The sequence below is a fragment of the Neorhizobium petrolearium genome, from assembly GCF_029854435.1.
In the GTDB taxonomy this organism is placed as follows: Bacteria; Pseudomonadota; Alphaproteobacteria; order Rhizobiales; family Rhizobiaceae; genus Neorhizobium; species Neorhizobium petrolearium.
In genome coordinates this window covers 1699958-1716552 of record NZ_CP123000.1, presented here as the reverse complement: position 1 = coordinate 1716552, position 16595 = coordinate 1699958, and the positions used below count along the sequence as shown (strand labels likewise).

Genomic DNA, 16595 nt, shown 5'->3' with positions numbered 1-16595 from the left:
CGCCGCTTCTTTCTTTTTTGCCGGCAAGGGCCGGGATCATGATCAAGCTGGTGAGAGACGACCGGGAAATGCCCTCGTATTCCCTTCCCCTCACGTCTGGTTATCAAATCGGCGTCTTTTCCGCAATGTCGAAAAAGGCGTCACGGATGCTTGCCGACACGGTGCCCGGATGGCCGTTGGCGATGGGCTTTCCGTCGATTTCAACGATCGGGACGCAGATGCCGGTCGCCGACGTGAAGAAGACTTCGCGGGCCGCCATCATTTCCTCGATTTTGAACTCGCGTTCGGCGACCTTGAGATCGAGCGTTGCGGCGACATCCATCAGCGTCGTGCGGGTGATTCCCTTCAGGATTCCATGCTCCGCGGGACGCGTGACCAGTTCACCCTCAGGCGTGACGATCCAGACATTGGAGGAGGCTCCTTCCATGACAATGCCGTTGCGATCGACAAAGATGGCGTCCTGAGCACCCTGCTCTTTCGCCTGCTGCTTGGCGAGTACGTTGGGCAGAAGTCCGACGGTCTTGATGTCGACGCGGTCCCAGCGGTTTTCCGGCACAATGATGACCTTGATGCCATTGGCGTATTTCTTCGCCGCCACGGATGGATCGGTGCTTTTGGCGGTGATCGTGATGGTCGGCGGCGTATCGGGGGCCGGGAAATAATGGTCGCGGCGGGCGGCACCGCGCGTCACCTGCAGATAGAAGATGCCATTCCTGACCCGGTTGCGGCGGAGCACCTCGCGGATCACGAAGGTCAGGGCCGCGCGGCTCATCGGGGATGCCATCTTCAGTTCGCGGAGTGACCGGTCGAGGCGGTTCAGATGCCGCGTCAGATCGACGATCATGCCCTGGCGCACCTCGCAGACCTCGTAGACACCGTCCGCGAACTGGAATCCGCGGTCTTCCACATGCACGGCGGCTTCGGCATGGCGGACATATTGTCCGTTCACATAGGCAATCCTCGACATCAAATGTCCCCTGCTCTTTTCAGAATGCTGCTCAGAAATACTGGATGGAAACGCGGAAAAGCTGCTCTACGTCGCGCACGGCATCGGCGGTGGCGAAGAGCACGACCCGGTCGCGCGCCTTGATCCTCGTATCGCCATCCGGGCGGATGACGGTGTCGCCGCGATAGATCGCGCCGATGCGGATGCCGTCCGGCAGGTCGAGTTCGCGGAACGGCCGGCCGACCAGCGGCGAGGTTTCGAGCGCCTCGGCCTCGATCACTTCCGCCGCGCCCTTCTGCACCGCGTAAACGGAGCGGATCCGGCCCTTGCGGACATGCTGCAGAACGCGGGAAACGGTCACCGCGCGCGGATTGATCTGCGCGTCGATGCCGATGGAATCGGTGATCTGGTGGAGCGAGGTGGAATTGATCAGCACCAGGTTCGACTTGCAGCCGAGGGACTTGCTCAATACCGCGCCGAGAATATTGATCTGGTCGCTGTTGGTCAGCATCACCATCAGGTCGGTATCCTGGATATCCGCCTGCATCAGGATGTTCTGGTCGAGCGCCGAACCGTGCAGCACGATCGTGTTGCGAAGCTGTTCGGAAATTGCCACGGCCCTTTCCCGATTGCTTTCGATGATCTTCAGCCGCGTTCTCGGCTGATGCTCCTCGATCATCTGGGCAACATAGTGCCCGATATTGCCGCCACCGGCGATGATGATGCGCCGCGCTTCCTGTTCCTCGTGACCGAAGAGGCCAAGCGTGCGGCGGATGTGCTCGCGGCAGCAGATGACATAGGCGAGGTCGCCGACCTCCAGCTGGTCGGCGGAACGAGCGGCCGTCAGCCCGCCGTTGCGGAAAATACCGACGACCGTTGCCATCAGATCCGGAAAGAGAGCAGAGAGCTGGTGCAACGGCGTCGCGATGACCGGACAATCCTCCATGCACTCGATCGCCACCATGACAATCTGGTCCTCGGCGAAACGGACCACGTCGGTGGCGCCGGGAAAGGAGATACGCCGCAGCACCATCTTGCCGACCTCGACCTCCGGCGAGATCGTCACGTCGATCGACATGTTCTGGTGATTGAAGAGATCGGCATATTCCGGCTTCAGATAGTTCTGGGCACGGATACGGGCGATCTTGGTCGGGACGGAGAACAGCGCGTGCGCCACCTCGCAGGCGACGATATTGACCTCGTCATAAAGCGTCACGGCGATGATCATGTCGGCATCCTCGGCGCCCGCCTTTTCCAGCGTATCCGGATGCGCTCCGTGGCCTACATAGCCCTTCACATCGAGTGTCTCGGTGATCGCCGCAACCAGGGCGGCGGAAGTGTCGATCACGGAGACGTCGTTGTCTTCCTGCGACAGCTGTTCGGCGATGCCGTAGCCCACCTGCCCTGCGCCGCAAATGATGACTTTCATCGGTCGAGGACCTTTCCAGCGGGGACTTCCATGGATCAGACGCCAAGCGACTTCAGCTTGCGGTGAAGGGCGGAACGCTCCATGCCGACGAACTCGGCCGTGCGGGAGATGTTGCCTCCGAAACGGTTGATCTGGGCGATCAGATAATCGCGCTCGAACATCTCGCGCGCTTCGCGCAGCGGCAGGGTCATGATGTGATAGTCGCCCTTGCCCGCCACTTTGGGCAGCATGTCGCCCAGATCGGTCGGCAGCATATCGGCGGAGATCTGCGTGTCGGGGCCATCGGAGCGGGCGAGAATCATCAGCCGCTCGATATTGTTGCGAAGCTGACGGATATTGCCCGGCCAGTCATGCGCCTGCAAGACGGCCATGGCATCCTCACCGATCCTGCGCGGGCGAATGCCGGCCTGTTCGGAAATTTGCCGCATGAACATGTCGACCAGGAACGGGATATCCTCGCGGCGCTCGGCCAGCGCCGGGACCTTGACCGGAACCACGGCGAGGCGGTGATAGAGATCCTCGCGGAACGAGCCGTCGGCGATGAGATTTTCGAGATTATACGCAGTCGACGAGATGATGCGGACGTCGACCTTGACGCGCTTCGAACCGCCGACGCGTTCGAACTGCTGGTCGACCAGCACGCGCAGGATCTTGTTCTGCGTCTCGCGCGGCATTTCGCCCACTTCATCGAGATAGAGAATGCCGCGATGGGCCTCTTCCAGCGCGCCGATCTTGCGCTGCTGGCCGGGACCGCCTTCGGTGCCGAAAAGCGCCACTTCCATCCGGTCCGGGGTGATCGTGGCGGCGTTCAGCGCCACGAACGGCCCGCCGGAGCGTGCCGACCTCTTGTGGATCATGCGCGCCACGAGCTCCTTGCCGGAACCCGACGGGCCAAGGATCATGATGCGGCTGTTGGTCGGCGCCACCTTCTCGATCGTCTGGCGAAGCTGCGAGACGGCAACCGATGTCCCGACCAGTTCCGCCGCATCACCAGCCCGTTTCTTGAGTTCGGTCACCTCGCGCTTCAGCTTGGAATTTTCGAGCGCCCGCTCGGCGATCAGGATCAGTCGGTCCGCCTTGAACGGCTTCTCGATGAAGTCGAAGGCGCCGCGCTTGATCGCGGAAACGGCCGTCTCGATATTGCCGTGGCCGGAGATCATGACCACCGGCAGCTCCGGATGGCGGCTCTTGATCTCGTCGAGCAATGCAAGCCCGTCGAGCTTCGATCCCTGCATCCAGATGTCCAGGAAAACGAGCCGCGGCACGCGATCCGAAATCGTGGCAAGCGCGCTGTCGCTGTCATGCGCGGTGCGGGTCTCATGCCCCTCATCGGACAGAATGCCGGAAACGATTTCCCGAATATCTGCCTCATCATCCACGACCAGAATATCAGACGCCATAAGCCAATTCCTTGTTTTTGTCCGTCCCGGGAACCACTGCCTTCTGTACGTGCGGCAGCAGAACCCTGATCATGGCGCCCTTGCCATGATCGAAATCGGCGGGTGCGTCGTGCAATTCGAGCTGCCCGCCGTGTTCCTCAATGATCTTCTTGACGATTGCGAGCCCAAGACCCGTGCCCTTTTCGCGCATGGTCATGTAGGGTTCGAGAATGCGATGCCGGTTCTCCTTCGGCAGGCCGCTGCCGTTGTCGATGACGTCGACGACATAGGCCTCGCGCGCCGCATCGAAGACGGAGCGCACCTTGATCTTGCGGCCGTCGCGCTCATCGCCGCTCGGCACCGACTCGATCGCCTCCACAGCATTCTTGATCAGATTGCCGAAAGCCTGGCCGAGCATGCGCGTATCGAACATGCCCCGGAGCGGCTCGTCGCCGAGTTCGCGGATGAATTCCACGTGGGAGGTGCCCATCTCCCTGAGGAAGATCGCGTCCCGCAGGATATCACGCAGATCCGCCTCCTCCTTGGTGGGCTTCGGCATGCGTGCGAAAGCGGAGAATTCGTCGACCATACGGCCGATATCACCGACCTGACGCACGATCGTATCGGTGCACTGGTCGAAGACGGCACGATCATCCTCGGCAATCTGCTTGCCATAGCGGCGCTTCAGGCGCTCGGCCGAAAGCTGGATAGGCGTCAGCGGGTTCTTGATCTCGTGCGCGATGCGCCGCGCCACATCCGCCCAGGCGGTCGAACGCTGGGCGATGACGAGATCGGTGATGTCGTCGAGCGTGACCACGTAAGATTCATGCGCGGCGTGCTGCTCCTCGCGCGTGACCTGGACGGACAGCGTCCGCTCCTTGCCACCGCGCATCAGGTTCACCTGCTTGCGGAAATCAGCACGAGCGCGCGTCCTGGCCTCCGTCAGCACTTGGTCAACCTCGGGCGCGACATCCTGCAGCTTCTCGCCAATCAGCTTCTCGGCGGGGGCACCGAGAACATCCTCCGCGGAAGGGTTGACGATGGTGATTCGCCGGTCCTCCTCGACCCCGATCACCGCTGCGGTGACGCCCGAAAGCACGGCCTCGATGAAGCGACGGCGATCGTCGACCTCATCCTTTGCCTCGAGAATCTCGTCGCGCTGGCTGCGGATTTCCGAAATCATCTTGTTGAAGGTGCGCGACAGGTTGCCGACATCGCCATCCGCCGCCCGCACCGGCACCACGACGTTGAGATTGCCGGCCGCGACGTTATCGGCCGCACTGATCAACAGCCGGATCGGCCGCACGATACGGTCGGCCACCGCGATCGCCGTCCAGATCGCCGCAAGCAGCACGATCAGGGCGAAGCCGAGATAAAGCACCGCGAATGCTATCTGCAGCGACGTGCGTCCCGCCTCCATCTGCTGGTATTCGGCGGTATTCTCCTCCATGAGCCGCATGGCCGAGATGACCTTCGGATCAACCGCCCGGATCGTGTAGAGGAAGGAGCCCGGAATGGCATCAAGCCGGATGACGGCGCCGACGAGATTGGTGATGCCCGGCGGGATCAGTGTCGGCTGGCCTGCGGCTGCGGACTTCAGCGCGTCCTCGGGGATCGCCGGCAGCGGCTTTTCCGTCTTGATATCTGCCTGGACGATCGCCTGGCCGTCCTCCTGCACCAGAAAGGCGCCGAGCATGCCGCGACCACGCGCCTGACGCGTCATCAGCTCGACGAACCCGGTGCGATCGAGATAGAACATCGCGCGATTGCGTTCGAGGTCGTTCGACATCGAGACCGTCTGGCCCTGAAGATAGCTGGCATTCTCAAGCATGTAGGCGCGGGCGACATCCTGCGAGGACTGCACGATCGACTGGGTGCGCAGCGAGAACCAGCGGTCGAGGCCGACATTCAGGGTCAAACTGGCAAAGATCGCCACGAGCACGGCCGGCGTGATCGCCACGATCGAGAAGAGAACCACGATGCGGACGTGCAGGCGGGCAGCGGCGCGTCCGCGATTGCGGGCCTTCAGCAGCCGCGCGACCTCACGGCCGATCAGGTACATCAAGCCCAGGATGAAAAGCGAATTGACGACGGCTGAGGCGATGACGACATTGGTGGTCGGCGCAATCGGCGTCAGGCCCAGGAGCACGAAGAGCGTCAGCGTCGCACAGATCAGCGCGCCGCTCGCCAGCAGGAGACCGGGAAGCGCAAACGACGCACGCCGGTCCTGTGCCGAGGCTGCCAGTTCGATCCCTGGCGGATCGCTATCGGCCTCGGGCGCTTTCACGCCATCCGTCATCGAATCCACTCCAATCCTCGCGGGTCGATCGCTTCGGCCCGGTCAGACCGGGTGAAGCACTAACAACTTCCTGGAAAACGCCCGATTCATCTTCTCAACGGCCGCCACTCCGTCGAGGATTCACCAAGTCCTGCGTGACCTTTAAGCAACGCTTTGTGGCGAAAATGCAACGATGGGCCAAGGGTGTCAAGAAGCCGGGAACAAGGTTTGTCCGTCATTCGCCTACCGGCGCCTTTTTTCCGTTCAGACGGGGAGAAGGACGTAAGCTGCGAACTCCCGGCCCTCTCCGCGCTTGCGGCGAGGGGGCCAGGACGAGAGACAAATTCCAGGTGTCAGGCGCTGCGGGAACTGCGATAAACGGACACGCCGAGTTCGCGGATCTTCTTGCGCAGCGTGTTGCGGTTAAGGCCGAGCAGGTCCGCCGCCTTGATCTGATTGCCGCGGGTGGCGGTGAGCGCCGCGAGAATCAGCGGATATTCCATCTCTGTCAGGACGCGGTCATAGAGGCCGGGCGGGGGCAGGCCGTCGCCAAAGCTCGCGAAATAGGATCGCATGTTCTCTTCCACGGCCTGCGCGATGGTGAGCGAGCCGGTGCGGGCGCCCATCTTGTCGATCGGGCTGTCCGGCACGTCCGAGCGCAATTCCGCCTCGATAATCTCGCGAGTGATGACGTCCTGCGGATAAAGCGCCATCAGGCGGCGCACCAGGTTTTCCAACTCGCGCACGTTGCCCGGCCAGGCATAGGCCTTCATGAGGTCCAGCGCCTCGTTGTCGAAGCGCTTGGCGTCCAGCCCCTCCTTCTCGGCCATCTGCATGAAGTGGCGGACGAGGTCCGGAATATCCTCGGCGCGGTCGCGCAGCGGCGGCAGGCGCAGCGGCACGACGTTCAGGCGATAATAGAGGTCCTCGCGGAACAGACCCTGGTTGATGAGGTGCTTCAGATCCTTGTTGGTCGCCGCGACGATACGGACATCGGTGCGGATCGGGGTGCGGCCACCAACCGTCGTATATTCGCCCTGCTGCAGGACACGCAGCAGGCGCGTCTGTGCGTCCATCGGCATGTCGCCGATCTCGTCGAGAAACAGCGTGCCGCCCTCGGCCTGTTCGAAGCGGCCGGTCGAGCGGTTCTGCGCACCGGTGAAAGCGCCCTTCTCATGGCCGAAAAGCTCCGACTCGATCAGGTCGCGCGGGATGGCGGCCATGTTGATCGCCACGAACGGCCCGTTGCGGCGCTTGCCGTAATCGTGCAGCGCGCGAGCGACGAGTTCCTTGCCGGTGCCGGATTCGCCGGTGATCATCAGCGTCAGGTCCGTCTGCATGAGGCGGGCGAGGACGCGGTAGATTTCCTGCATGGCGGCGGAACGACCGACGAGCGGCATGCCGTCCTGCATGTCATCGTCGAGACGGGCAGGCTTGCGCTTCGGCTCGGCAAGCGCGCGGCCGATGATGGCGATCAGCTCCGTCAGGTCGAAAGGCTTGGGCAGGTAGTCGTAGGCGCCTTTCTCCGAAGCCTTGATGGCCGTCATGAAGGTGTTCTGGGCGCTCATCACGAGAACCGGCAGCTCCGGCCGTGCCTTCTTGATGCGCGGCAAAAGGTCGAAGGCGTTCTCGTCCGGCATGACGACATCGGTGACGACCAGGTCCCCCTCGCCGGCCGAAATCCAGCGCCAGAGGGTCGCGGCGTTGGAGGTGATGCGTACTTCATAACCCGCCCTGGTCAAAGCCTGGTTCAGCACGGTGCGGATCGCCGCGTCATCGTCCGCGACAAGGATCGTGGCAGTCATTTTTCACTTCCTGTGGAGTTCAAAGCGCGGCCGTCGCCGGCCTCTTCCTTATGCATGGGCATCAGAACCCGGAACGTGGTGCGGCGCGCCTGGCTGTCGCATTCGACAATGCCGCCATGCGCGCCGATGATCTTGGCGACCAGCGCGAGGCCAAGGCCGGAGCCGTTCGTCTTGGTGGTGATGAAGGGATCGAAAAGATGCGGCAGCAGATCCGGCGGCACGCCGGGGCCATTGTCGATGACGCAGAATTCGAGCGGCAGCGAAATCTTCTCCCGCGTTCCCGCGACGGACAGCCGGATGCCGGGACGGTAGGCCGTCGTCAGCATGATCTCGCCGTCCGGCTGGTCGCCGATCGCTTCCGCCGCATTCTTGATGAGGTTCAGGAAGACCTGCACGAGCTGGTCGCGGTTGGCATAGACCGGCGGCAGCGACGGATCGTATAATTCGGTGATCTTGATTTCCCGCGCGAAACCGGCCTTGGCGACTGCCTTCACATGGTCGAGGACCGAATGGATGTTGAGCGGCACCCGATCCACCGGGCGTTCGTCGGAGAAGACCTCCATGCGGTCGACCAATGAGACGATGCGGTCGGTCTCGTCACAGATCAACCGGGTCAGCGCGCGGTCCTCGTCCTGCACGGACGTTTCCAGGAGCTGGGCGGCGCCGCGGATGCCGGAAAGCGGGTTCTTGATCTCATGCGCCAGCATGGAGGCAAGCCCCGTCACGGACCGGGCCGCTGCACGATGGGTGAGCTGGCGGTCGATCTTGTCGGCCATGGACCGCTCCTGGAAGACGATCACCACCGAGCCCGGCTCGCTCACCACCGGGGCGACATAGAGGTCCACCAGCTTGTCCTGGCCGAGACGCGGCGAGGAGAGATCGACACGATACTCGTTGACCGGCGCCTTGCGCTCGCGCACCTGATCGATCAGCGCCAGGAGCGGACTGCCGAAAGGAATGAAGGTGGAGATCCTGTTCTTCGCCAGATGGGCGGCGCTGGAGCCGAAAAAGGCTTCCGCCTCCCAATTGGCGAAGGCGATCCGGCCTGCCGCATCGACCAGGATCACCGGGTTCTGCACCGAATTCAGGACGGCCATGGCGAGCGCATTGCCGTTCGCAGCATTCTGCCCATTGTTCGACCCTGGCGACTTCGTCATGCGGCCTCCTTGCGTGCCACGAAGGCTTCGCCGGACAGCGCGGCAATCATCCGGCGCGAGACATCGGCCGGGTCTTTCGAGATCATGATGGCAGCCTTTTCTTCCACGGGCAGGGCCGACGCAAAACGGTCGAGATACCAGCCGAGATGTTTGCGGGCATGACGCAGCCCTGCCTCGCGGCCGTAGAGGGCCAGCATCGCCTCGTAATGCTCGATGACGAGGCCGGCCACCTCGTCCTGCTGCGGCGCCGCATGGCCAGCGAGCCAGCCCGCATGCCAGGGGCGCCCCTGCGCGGCACGGCCGACCATGACCGCGTCGGCGCCGGAACGCTTCAGGATATCGGCGGCGTCTTCCAGCGATTCGACGTCACCATTGGCGATCAGCGGGATGGAGACGGCATCACGCACAGGCCGGATCGCATCCCAATCCGCCCGACCCTCATAAAATTGCATGCGGGTGCGGCCGTGGATCGTCACGAGCCGGACCCCGGCCTCTTCGGCGTGGCGGGCGATCTCGGGTGCGTTGATGGAATTTTCGTCCCAGCCGAGCCGCATCTTCAGCGTCACCGGCACCTTGACAGCATTGACGGTCGCCTCGATGAGCGACAGGGCGTGATCGGGATCGCGCATCAGCGCCGAGCCGGAATAACCGCCCGTCACCTTCTTTGCCGGACACCCCATGTTGATGTCGATGATGTCGGCGCCGTTATCGGCCGCGATTTTCGCCGCTTCTGCCATCCAGTGCGCCTCGCGGCCGGCAAGCTGAACCATATGCGGCGAAATGCCCGCCCCTTTCAGCCGCGCCCAGGATTCGCCGCGGTTCATGACGAGCTCTCGGCTTGCCACCATTTCGGTCACGACGAGCCCGGCGCCGAAACGCCATGCAAGCTGCCTGAACGGCAGGTCGGTCACGCCGGACATCGGCGCCAGGGCGACGCGATTGCGAATGGCGACAGGCCCGATCTGGAAAGGCTTGGCAAGATCCTGGAAACGCAAGTGATGATCTTTCGGGCACATGAGAGTTTTGCACTATTTTTATTCAGTTCCTGAGCGTTTGCCAAGAGCAATTCCGGAACTGCGTTATTTTTGGGCGGGCTGCTGGAAATGGAGCTTTTGAGTCTATAGTTCTCCCGCTGTCAATCCTTCAAGGAAACGCAAACGGGTTACGGTCGATGGACGACAGAACCATGACAATCGGTATCGTCATCGTCGCAGCAGGCCGTGGCGAGCGGGCCGGCTCGCTTGAGGATGGTCCGAAACAGTACCGGCGAATCGGTGGGCGGCCGGTCATCACCCATACGCTGGAACGGTTTCTCACCTGGTCCCGCAGCGGCCCGATCGTGGTCGTCATCCATCGGGACGACGAGGCTCTTTTTGCCGAAGCATGCGGCAAGCTTCCGGGAGCAGAGCGGGTCATCACCACATTCGGCGGCGAGACCCGACAGCGCTCCGTCTATGAAGGCCTCCGGGCACTATCCGGCACCGATGCGACACACGTGATGATCCACGACGCGGCGCGGCCTTTCGTGGACCGGGACGTCCTCGACCGCGTGGCGCAAGCGCTCGACGAGGGGCAGGAAGGCGTGCTGCCGGCAATCCCCGTCACCGACACGCTGAAGCGTGGCGGTTCCGATGGGCTGGTGCACGACACCGTGCCGCGCGCCGGGCTCTACGCCGCCCAGACACCCCAGAGCTTCCACCTTTCCGCAATCCGTATTGCGCATGAGAAGGCGGCGGCACTTCGCCGCGAGGATTTCACCGACGATGCCTCGATCGCCGAATGGGCCGGCCTGACCGTAACGCTGGTCGAAGGCTCGGTCGACAACATCAAGCTCACCGTCAAGCGGGATATCGCCATGGCCGACGAAAAGCTTTCGCAGAGCACCCTTCCCGCCAACTTCCTTCCCGATGTGCGCACCGGCAACGGCTACGACGTGCATCAACTGGAACCGGGCGACGGGGTGACACTCTGCGGCGTCTTCATTCCCCATGACCAGAAGCTCAGCGGCCACTCGGATGCGGATGTCGCCCTGCATGCGCTGACTGACGCGCTGCTCGCCACCTGCGGCGCCGGCGATATCGGCGACCATTTCCCACCGTCGGACATGCGGTGGCGCGGCGCGCCATCAAAGATCTTCCTGGACCATGCGGCAAAGATCGTGCGCGAGCGCGGCGGCACGATCATGAACGCCGACATCTCGCTGATCGCCGAAGCGCCGAAGATCGCCCCGCATCGGCAGAAGATGCGCGAGACCCTGGCAGACATCCTCGGCATTTCGGTCGACCGCTGCTCGGTGAAGGCCACAACCAATGAGAAGATAGGGTTCATCGGCCGCCGCGAGGGCATCGCGGCGATTGCCACCGCCACTGTCGTCTATCGCGGGGAAACCGCATGAGCCTCTTTCCCGGCGATATCGAAGAGCAGGCGCGCAAGATCGTTGTCGACTTCACCGCTCGAGGCCTGATGGTCGCGACCGCAGAATCCTGCACGGGAGGGCTGATCGCCGGCGCCCTGACGGAAATTTCCGGTTCATCCGCCGTCGTTGATCGTGGCTTCGTGACCTATACGAACGAGGCGAAGGTGGACATGCTCGGCGTCACGCAGGCGACACTGCTCGCCTACGGTGCGGTTTCGAAGGAAACGGCGCTGCAGATGGTGCATGGCGCGCTGTTCCGCTCGCGCGCGTCTGTCGCCGTTGCGGTGACGGGGATTGCCGGCCCCAGCGGCGGGACATCGGAAAAGCCGGTAGGCCTCGTGCATCTCGCCGCCCAAAGCCGATCGGGAACGATCCTGCATCGGGAAATGCGTTACGGCGATATCAGCCGGACCGAAATCAGGCTCGCGACCGTCAGGACGGCACTGGAGATGCTGGTCGAGGCCGCCTTCGGCATGAAAAAGGGTCAGGCGTAGACCTTGTCCGCCCGCGTTTCGAAGGCTTCGGCGAACATTCGGAAGGCGCGGTCGAACATCGAGCCCATCAGAGCGCCGAGGATCATGCTCTTGAATTCGTAGTCGATGAAGAAATGCACCACGCAGGCGTCCGGCGAACCGTCCGCGGTTGGCTCGAAACGCCAGCGGTTTTCCAGATACTTGAACGGCCCTTCGATATATTTCACGTCGATGGCGCGCTCGGGCGGATTGAGCAGGACCTGGGTAGTGAAAGTCTCACGGATCGCCTTGTAGCCCACCGTCATATCGGCAACAAGCAGCACCTTGCCGTCACGCTCCTTGCTGGAGCGGATGGCCAGCGCCTCGCAAAGCGGCAGGAATTGCGGATATTTCTCGATATCGGCAACGAGCGCGTACATTTCATCGGCGCTATGCTTGACGGGACGGCGGATTTCGAACTTGGGCATGGAACGCAGTTAAGCGCGAGCTCCGACAAGATCAAGAAGTTCCCGCATTTCCCGACGCGATTTCAACATCAGGACCGGCTTTTCGCCGGCATGTTCGGCCAGCCCGGCCAGAACGCGCTGCGCAAACTTTTGCTCCCAGGTCCACACGAACCGGAAAAATTCCCAATCCACCTTTTCCGGGCAGCCGGGCGCCATGTCCGGCCGCGTGCGGCCCCAATGTTTCGCCGCGCGGCTGAGGATACCCCAGACGCAGACGAGGCGCGGCATGCGCACCCAGATGACGATATCGCTGCGCGGCACGCGGATATCGAAGGTGGAGGAATTGGTGCCATCCATGACCCAGCGATCCTGAAGGATCAGCTTCTCGATGATGCGGCGCTGCTCGCCCCTTTCCCGCTGCACCCAGCCAGGCAGCCACAGCACGTCGCGATCAATCGAGAGATAGACGAGGCCGAAACGGCGGGCAATCTTCTGGGAGAGCGTCGATTTTCCGCCGCCGGAACAACCGACGACCAGGATGCGATCCGCATGCCGGACCTTGTCGGCGGCCTCTGCAATCCCCACGTAGCGGATCACATTCGAGCCCGATTTCATGTCCATGATAAGCTCCCCCGAGAATCAGGCCCCGACCCCACAGAACGCGGCATTAGCCGCCGATGATGACAGGAGGATTTCAATATCGCGCAGAGAATATTATAGAAGTCCGCCGAATACGTCACGGTAGTCTGGTCAGGCAGCCGATCCGACAATCGCCGGGCATTATTCGGATTAAGAAAATTTAATCTAGGATTCATCCGGTTGTAATGTTCCGCTGTAGCGAACACGTACAATGGAATATTCAATCAGCAGAAGACCGGACGCACCCGAAAGAGAAGCATCCATGGACGATTTCTCACAGATGATAAAGCTGCTCGAATCCGCAAAGCAGCTCGCCGACATGAACCAGCTTCCAATGCTCGTCTATCTGATTGAAATGGCAAAGGCCGAAGCGCGAGGTCACCGATTCATCCTGCGCGACCGCAGGCGTGGTCACGACAAGCACGAAAAGGTCGAGGCGGCCGAATAAAGAGCAGAAAACGTGACTGCCGCTTATTCGGCGGCAGCCAGCAGCTTCTTCTCACGTGCAGCCCTGAGGCGGGCGAAATCGTCTCCCGCATGATGCGAGGACCGGGTCAGCGGGCTCGAAGACACCATCAGGAAACCCTTGGTATAGGCAACCGTCTCGTAGGACTTGAATTCCTCCGGCGTGACGAACTTCTCGACCTTGTGGTGTTTGCGGGTCGGCTGCAGGTACTGGCCGATCGTCAGGAAATCGACGTCCGCCGTGCGCAGGTCGTCCATGAGCTGAAGCACTTCGTTACGCTCCTCGCCCAGCCCCACCATGATGCCCGACTTGGTGAACATGGTCGGGTCCAGTTCCTTCACCCGCTGCAGCAGGCGGACGGAGTGGAAGTAGCGCGCACCCGGGCGAACCGTCAGGTAATTGCCGGGCACGGTCTCCAGGTTATGGTTGAAGACGTCCGGCTTGGCTGCAACGACGCGCTCCAGCGCACCGGGCTTCTTCAGGAAGTCAGGCGTCAGGATCTCGATGGTCGTCATCGGAGACGCCGCGCGGATCGCGAAGATCACCTTCTCGAAATGTTCGGCACCGCCATCGTCCAGGTCGTCACGGTCGACCGAGGTGATGACGACGTGGGACAGGCCCATCTGCCGGACGGCTTTGGCGACGTTTTCCGGCTCATCCATGTCGAGCGCGTTCGGCCTGCCGGTCGCGACGTTGCAGAAGGCGCAGGCGCGGGTACAGATCTCGCCCATGATCATGAAGGTGGCGTGCTTCTTGTCCCAGCACTCGCCGATATTGGGGCAGCCCGCTTCCTCGCAGACCGTCACCAGCTTGTTTTCCTTCACGATCGAGCGGGTTTCCGCATACCCTTTCGAAACCGGCGCACGCACACGAATCCATTCGGGCTTGCGCAGCACTTCCGTATCGGGCCGATGCGCCTTTTCCGGATGACGGACGCGCTTTTCTTCGCTGGACCCGATCGTATCGAGAATGGTGACCATAAAAACCTGCTTTCAACCGCGTGCTTTTTCAGCGCCTGACGAGTTTGGCAACGAATAGCAAAATGCAGGCGCCCACGAAACCCTGCACCAGGTAACCCAGCCATCCGCCAGCGACATGGATATTGGCGCTCTCGAAGACGGCGTTGGCGATCACCGCGCCGACGATGCCGATCACGATGTTCATCAAGACGCCGAACCGGAGGTCCATCAGGATGCCGGCAAGCCAGCCGGCCACGCCGCCGATGATGATCGCTGCAATCCAACCAATACCCATATGAATAACCCCGTCCTAAAAAGATGTTCCAGAGATATGGGCGGTTGCCCGCCCTTTCGCAATGCCGGGAATGTCAGGCATTCAGCGCCCTTCCATAGGCGTCGAGCACGCTTTCCTTCATCGTCTCCGAAATGGTGGGATGCGGGAAAATCGTGTGCATCAATTCCTCTTCCGTCGTCTCCAGGTTCATTGCGACGACGAAGCCCTGGATGAGTTCGGTCACTTCCGCGCCGACCATATGGGCACCGAGAAGTTCGCCGGTCTTCTTGTCGAAGATGGTCTTCACCAGCCCCTGGTCCTCGCCGAGCGCGATCGCCTTGCCGTTGGCGACGAAGGGGAAACGGCCGACGCGGATGTCGCGGCCCTCGGCCTTCGCCTTTGCTTCGGTCAAACCGACCGAGGCGACCTGCGGGTGGCAATAGGTGCAGCCGGGAATCTTCAACTTGTCCATCGGATGGACGTTAGGGAGGCCGGCGATCTTCTCGACGCAGATGACACCCTCGTGCTCGGCCTTGTGAGCGAGCAGCGGCGGACCGGCGACGTCACCGATGGCATAGATGCCCGGCACGCTGGTCTTGCCGTAGCCGTCGATGACGATGAAGCCGCGGTCGGTCTTCACGCCGACAGCCTCAAGGCCGATGCCTTCGATATTGGCCTGTACGCCGACGGCGGAGATCATCCGGTCTGCTGTGATCTCCCGCGTCTTGCCGTCCTTGAGCTCGATCGTCGCGGTGACCGAGTTGGCGCCCTTCACGACCTTGGCGACCTTGGCTTCGAGCAGGATCTTCATGCCTGCCCGCTCGAACTGCTTCTTCGCAAGCGCGGAGATTTCCGCATCTTCCACCGGCATGACCTGGCTCATGATCTCGACGACGGTGACGTCGACGCCGAGCGTCCGGTAGAAGCTGGCGAATTCGATGCCGATCGCGCCCGAGCCCATGACCAGCAGCGATTTCGGCATTTCCTCCGGCTTCATCGCCTCGAAATAGGTCCAGATCAGCTTGCCGTCCGGCTCGATGCCGGGAAGCGCGCGCGGGCGGGCGCCGGTCGCGACGATGATATGCTTGGCGGTATAGGTGCCTTCACCGAGCGTGTTCTTCGGAATCGGGCCGATCGGCTCGACCGGTTTCTTGGCGGTCTTGGAGACGACGACCTCACCGGGCTTGGTGATCTTGGCATCGCCCCAGATGATATCGACCTTGTTCTTCTTGAAGAGGAAGCCGACGCCATTGTTCATGCGGTGCGCGATGCCGCGCGAACGGGCGACGATCGCCTTCAGGTCGGCGGTAACCGAGCCCTCGATCTTGATGCCGTAATCGCCCGGATGCTTGGCATATTCGTAAACTTCGGCCGAACGCAGCAGCGCCTTGGTCGGGATGCAGCCCCAGTTGGAGCAGATGCCGGCGAGATGCTCGCGCTCCACGACCGCGACCTTCATGCCAAGCTGCGCGGCGCGGATGGCGGCAATATATCCGCCCGGACCGGATCCGATGATGATGACGTCGTAAGCATTGGCCATAGGCGCTTCACTCCTTGTCTAGCCGGCAAAGGCTGCTGCCGCAGCCCTGCCCTTGTTCTTCCGGGAGTGAAGCTTGGCCCCTATTCGCCGAGTTTTTCGGCTGCCGGTTCGGCCCGCGTCAGCATCCCGTATATTTCATCCTTCAAGGCGAGGCGCCGCTTTCGCATTTCCTCCATGCGGATGTCGTCGCATGGCTCGATATTCGTCTCGGCCTTGTGGATCTGATGGTTCACATCCTCGTAGTCACTGCATATCCGGTGAAAATGTCCGTCCCTCTCACGCAGATGGCGCATCTGGACGGCATATTCCGGAAATTCTTCGGCGAGATGGTGTGGTGTGTTCGACATTTCCCTGACCTCCGTTGGACAATCCGGGAAATGCTAGAACC

The 16595-nt window shown here is 62.0% G+C and carries 16 protein-coding genes; 3 read left to right on the top strand and 13 right to left on the bottom strand.

The annotated features are described in order from the left end of the window. Positions 1-103 precede the first annotated feature (103 nt). The 7 genes from QEO92_RS08850 to dusB form a co-directional block, all read right to left on the bottom strand. Complete coding sequence (locus tag QEO92_RS08850) at positions 104-967, bottom strand: D-amino-acid transaminase (RefSeq protein ID WP_227702758.1); 864 nt, start codon at positions 965-967, stop codon at positions 104-106. A gap of 31 nt (positions 968-998) precedes the next feature. After that, entirely contained in the window at positions 999-2375 is a 1377-nt protein-coding gene (trkA, locus tag QEO92_RS08845) for a Trk system potassium transporter TrkA (RefSeq protein WP_227702757.1), read from the bottom strand. 35 nt (positions 2376-2410) lie between these two features. Next, the gene (gene ntrX / locus QEO92_RS08840) at positions 2411-3775 is read right to left on the bottom strand and encodes a nitrogen assimilation response regulator NtrX (protein ID WP_037155107.1); all 1365 of its coding nucleotides are present in this window, start codon (positions 3773-3775) and stop codon (positions 2411-2413) included. Next, positions 3765-6053: a sensor histidine kinase NtrY-like gene (locus QEO92_RS08835; RefSeq protein WP_227702756.1), complete on the bottom strand. Its 2289-nt coding sequence runs from the start codon at positions 6051-6053 to the stop codon at positions 3765-3767. The genes ntrX and QEO92_RS08835 overlap by 11 nt, the downstream gene beginning before the upstream one ends. A gap of 332 nt (positions 6054-6385) precedes the next feature. Beyond that, positions 6386-7837 carry a nitrogen regulation protein NR(I) gene (gene ntrC, locus QEO92_RS08830; protein ID WP_037155105.1) on the bottom strand — a complete coding sequence of 484 codons (1452 nt, stop codon included), beginning with the start codon at positions 7835-7837 and terminating at the stop codon, positions 6386-6388. Further along, the gene (locus QEO92_RS08825) at positions 7834-8994 is read right to left on the bottom strand and encodes a two-component system sensor histidine kinase NtrB (protein WP_037155103.1); all 1161 of its coding nucleotides are present in this window, start codon (positions 8992-8994) and stop codon (positions 7834-7836) included. Before QEO92_RS08825 ends, ntrC begins: the two co-directional genes overlap by 4 nt. Next, positions 8991-10010: a tRNA dihydrouridine synthase DusB gene (dusB, locus tag QEO92_RS08820; protein ID WP_227702755.1), complete on the bottom strand. Its 1020-nt coding sequence runs from the start codon at positions 10008-10010 to the stop codon at positions 8991-8993. The genes QEO92_RS08825 and dusB overlap by 4 nt, the downstream gene beginning before the upstream one ends. Before the next feature lie 155 nt (positions 10011-10165). On the opposite strand from dusB, the gene QEO92_RS08815 reads away from it, so the two are divergent. Both QEO92_RS08815 and QEO92_RS08810 read left to right on the top strand, forming a co-directional pair. Continuing rightward, positions 10166-11389: a bifunctional 2-C-methyl-D-erythritol 4-phosphate cytidylyltransferase/2-C-methyl-D-erythritol 2,4-cyclodiphosphate synthase gene (locus tag QEO92_RS08815; RefSeq protein WP_227702754.1), complete on the top strand. Its 1224-nt coding sequence runs from the start codon at positions 10166-10168 to the stop codon at positions 11387-11389. Further along, entirely contained in the window at positions 11386-11904 is a 519-nt protein-coding gene (locus QEO92_RS08810) for a CinA family protein (protein ID WP_227702753.1), read from the top strand. Before QEO92_RS08815 ends, QEO92_RS08810 begins: the two co-directional genes overlap by 4 nt. Here QEO92_RS08810 and QEO92_RS08805 read toward each other — a convergent pair. Together QEO92_RS08805 and QEO92_RS08800 are read right to left on the bottom strand one after the other, a co-directional pair. After that, on the bottom strand, positions 11895-12350 hold the full coding sequence (locus QEO92_RS08805; RefSeq protein ID WP_227702752.1) for a type II toxin-antitoxin system RatA family toxin: 456 nt from the start codon (positions 12348-12350) through the stop codon (positions 11895-11897). The genes QEO92_RS08810 and QEO92_RS08805 overlap by 10 nt on opposite strands. Before the next feature lie 9 nt (positions 12351-12359). After that, complete coding sequence (locus QEO92_RS08800) at positions 12360-12944, bottom strand: P-loop NTPase family protein (protein ID WP_227705121.1); 585 nt, start codon at positions 12942-12944, stop codon at positions 12360-12362. A gap of 286 nt (positions 12945-13230) precedes the next feature. Between QEO92_RS08800 and QEO92_RS08795 the strand changes: the two genes are divergently transcribed. Next, on the top strand, positions 13231-13416 hold the full coding sequence (locus tag QEO92_RS08795; protein WP_037155363.1) for a hypothetical protein: 186 nt from the start codon (positions 13231-13233) through the stop codon (positions 13414-13416). Positions 13417-13439: 23 nt separating this feature from the next. On the opposite strand, the gene lipA is transcribed toward QEO92_RS08795, so the two are convergent. The 4 genes from lipA to QEO92_RS08775 form a co-directional block, all read right to left on the bottom strand. Next, the gene (lipA, locus tag QEO92_RS08790; protein ID WP_227702751.1) at positions 13440-14414 is read right to left on the bottom strand and encodes a lipoyl synthase; all 975 of its coding nucleotides are present in this window, start codon (positions 14412-14414) and stop codon (positions 13440-13442) included. Between the two features lie 28 nt (positions 14415-14442). After that, positions 14443-14688: a GlsB/YeaQ/YmgE family stress response membrane protein gene (locus QEO92_RS08785; protein ID WP_227702750.1), complete on the bottom strand. Its 246-nt coding sequence runs from the start codon at positions 14686-14688 to the stop codon at positions 14443-14445. Between the two features lie 73 nt (positions 14689-14761). After that, a complete protein-coding gene (lpdA, locus tag QEO92_RS08780; protein WP_227702749.1) occupies positions 14762-16207 on the bottom strand; it encodes a dihydrolipoyl dehydrogenase in 1446 nt (481 codons plus the stop codon). An 80-nt stretch (positions 16208-16287) separates the two neighbouring features. Then, entirely contained in the window at positions 16288-16554 is a 267-nt protein-coding gene (locus QEO92_RS08775; RefSeq protein WP_037155035.1) for an HP1242/YdcH family protein, read from the bottom strand. Between the last annotated feature and the right edge of the window lie 41 nt (positions 16555-16595).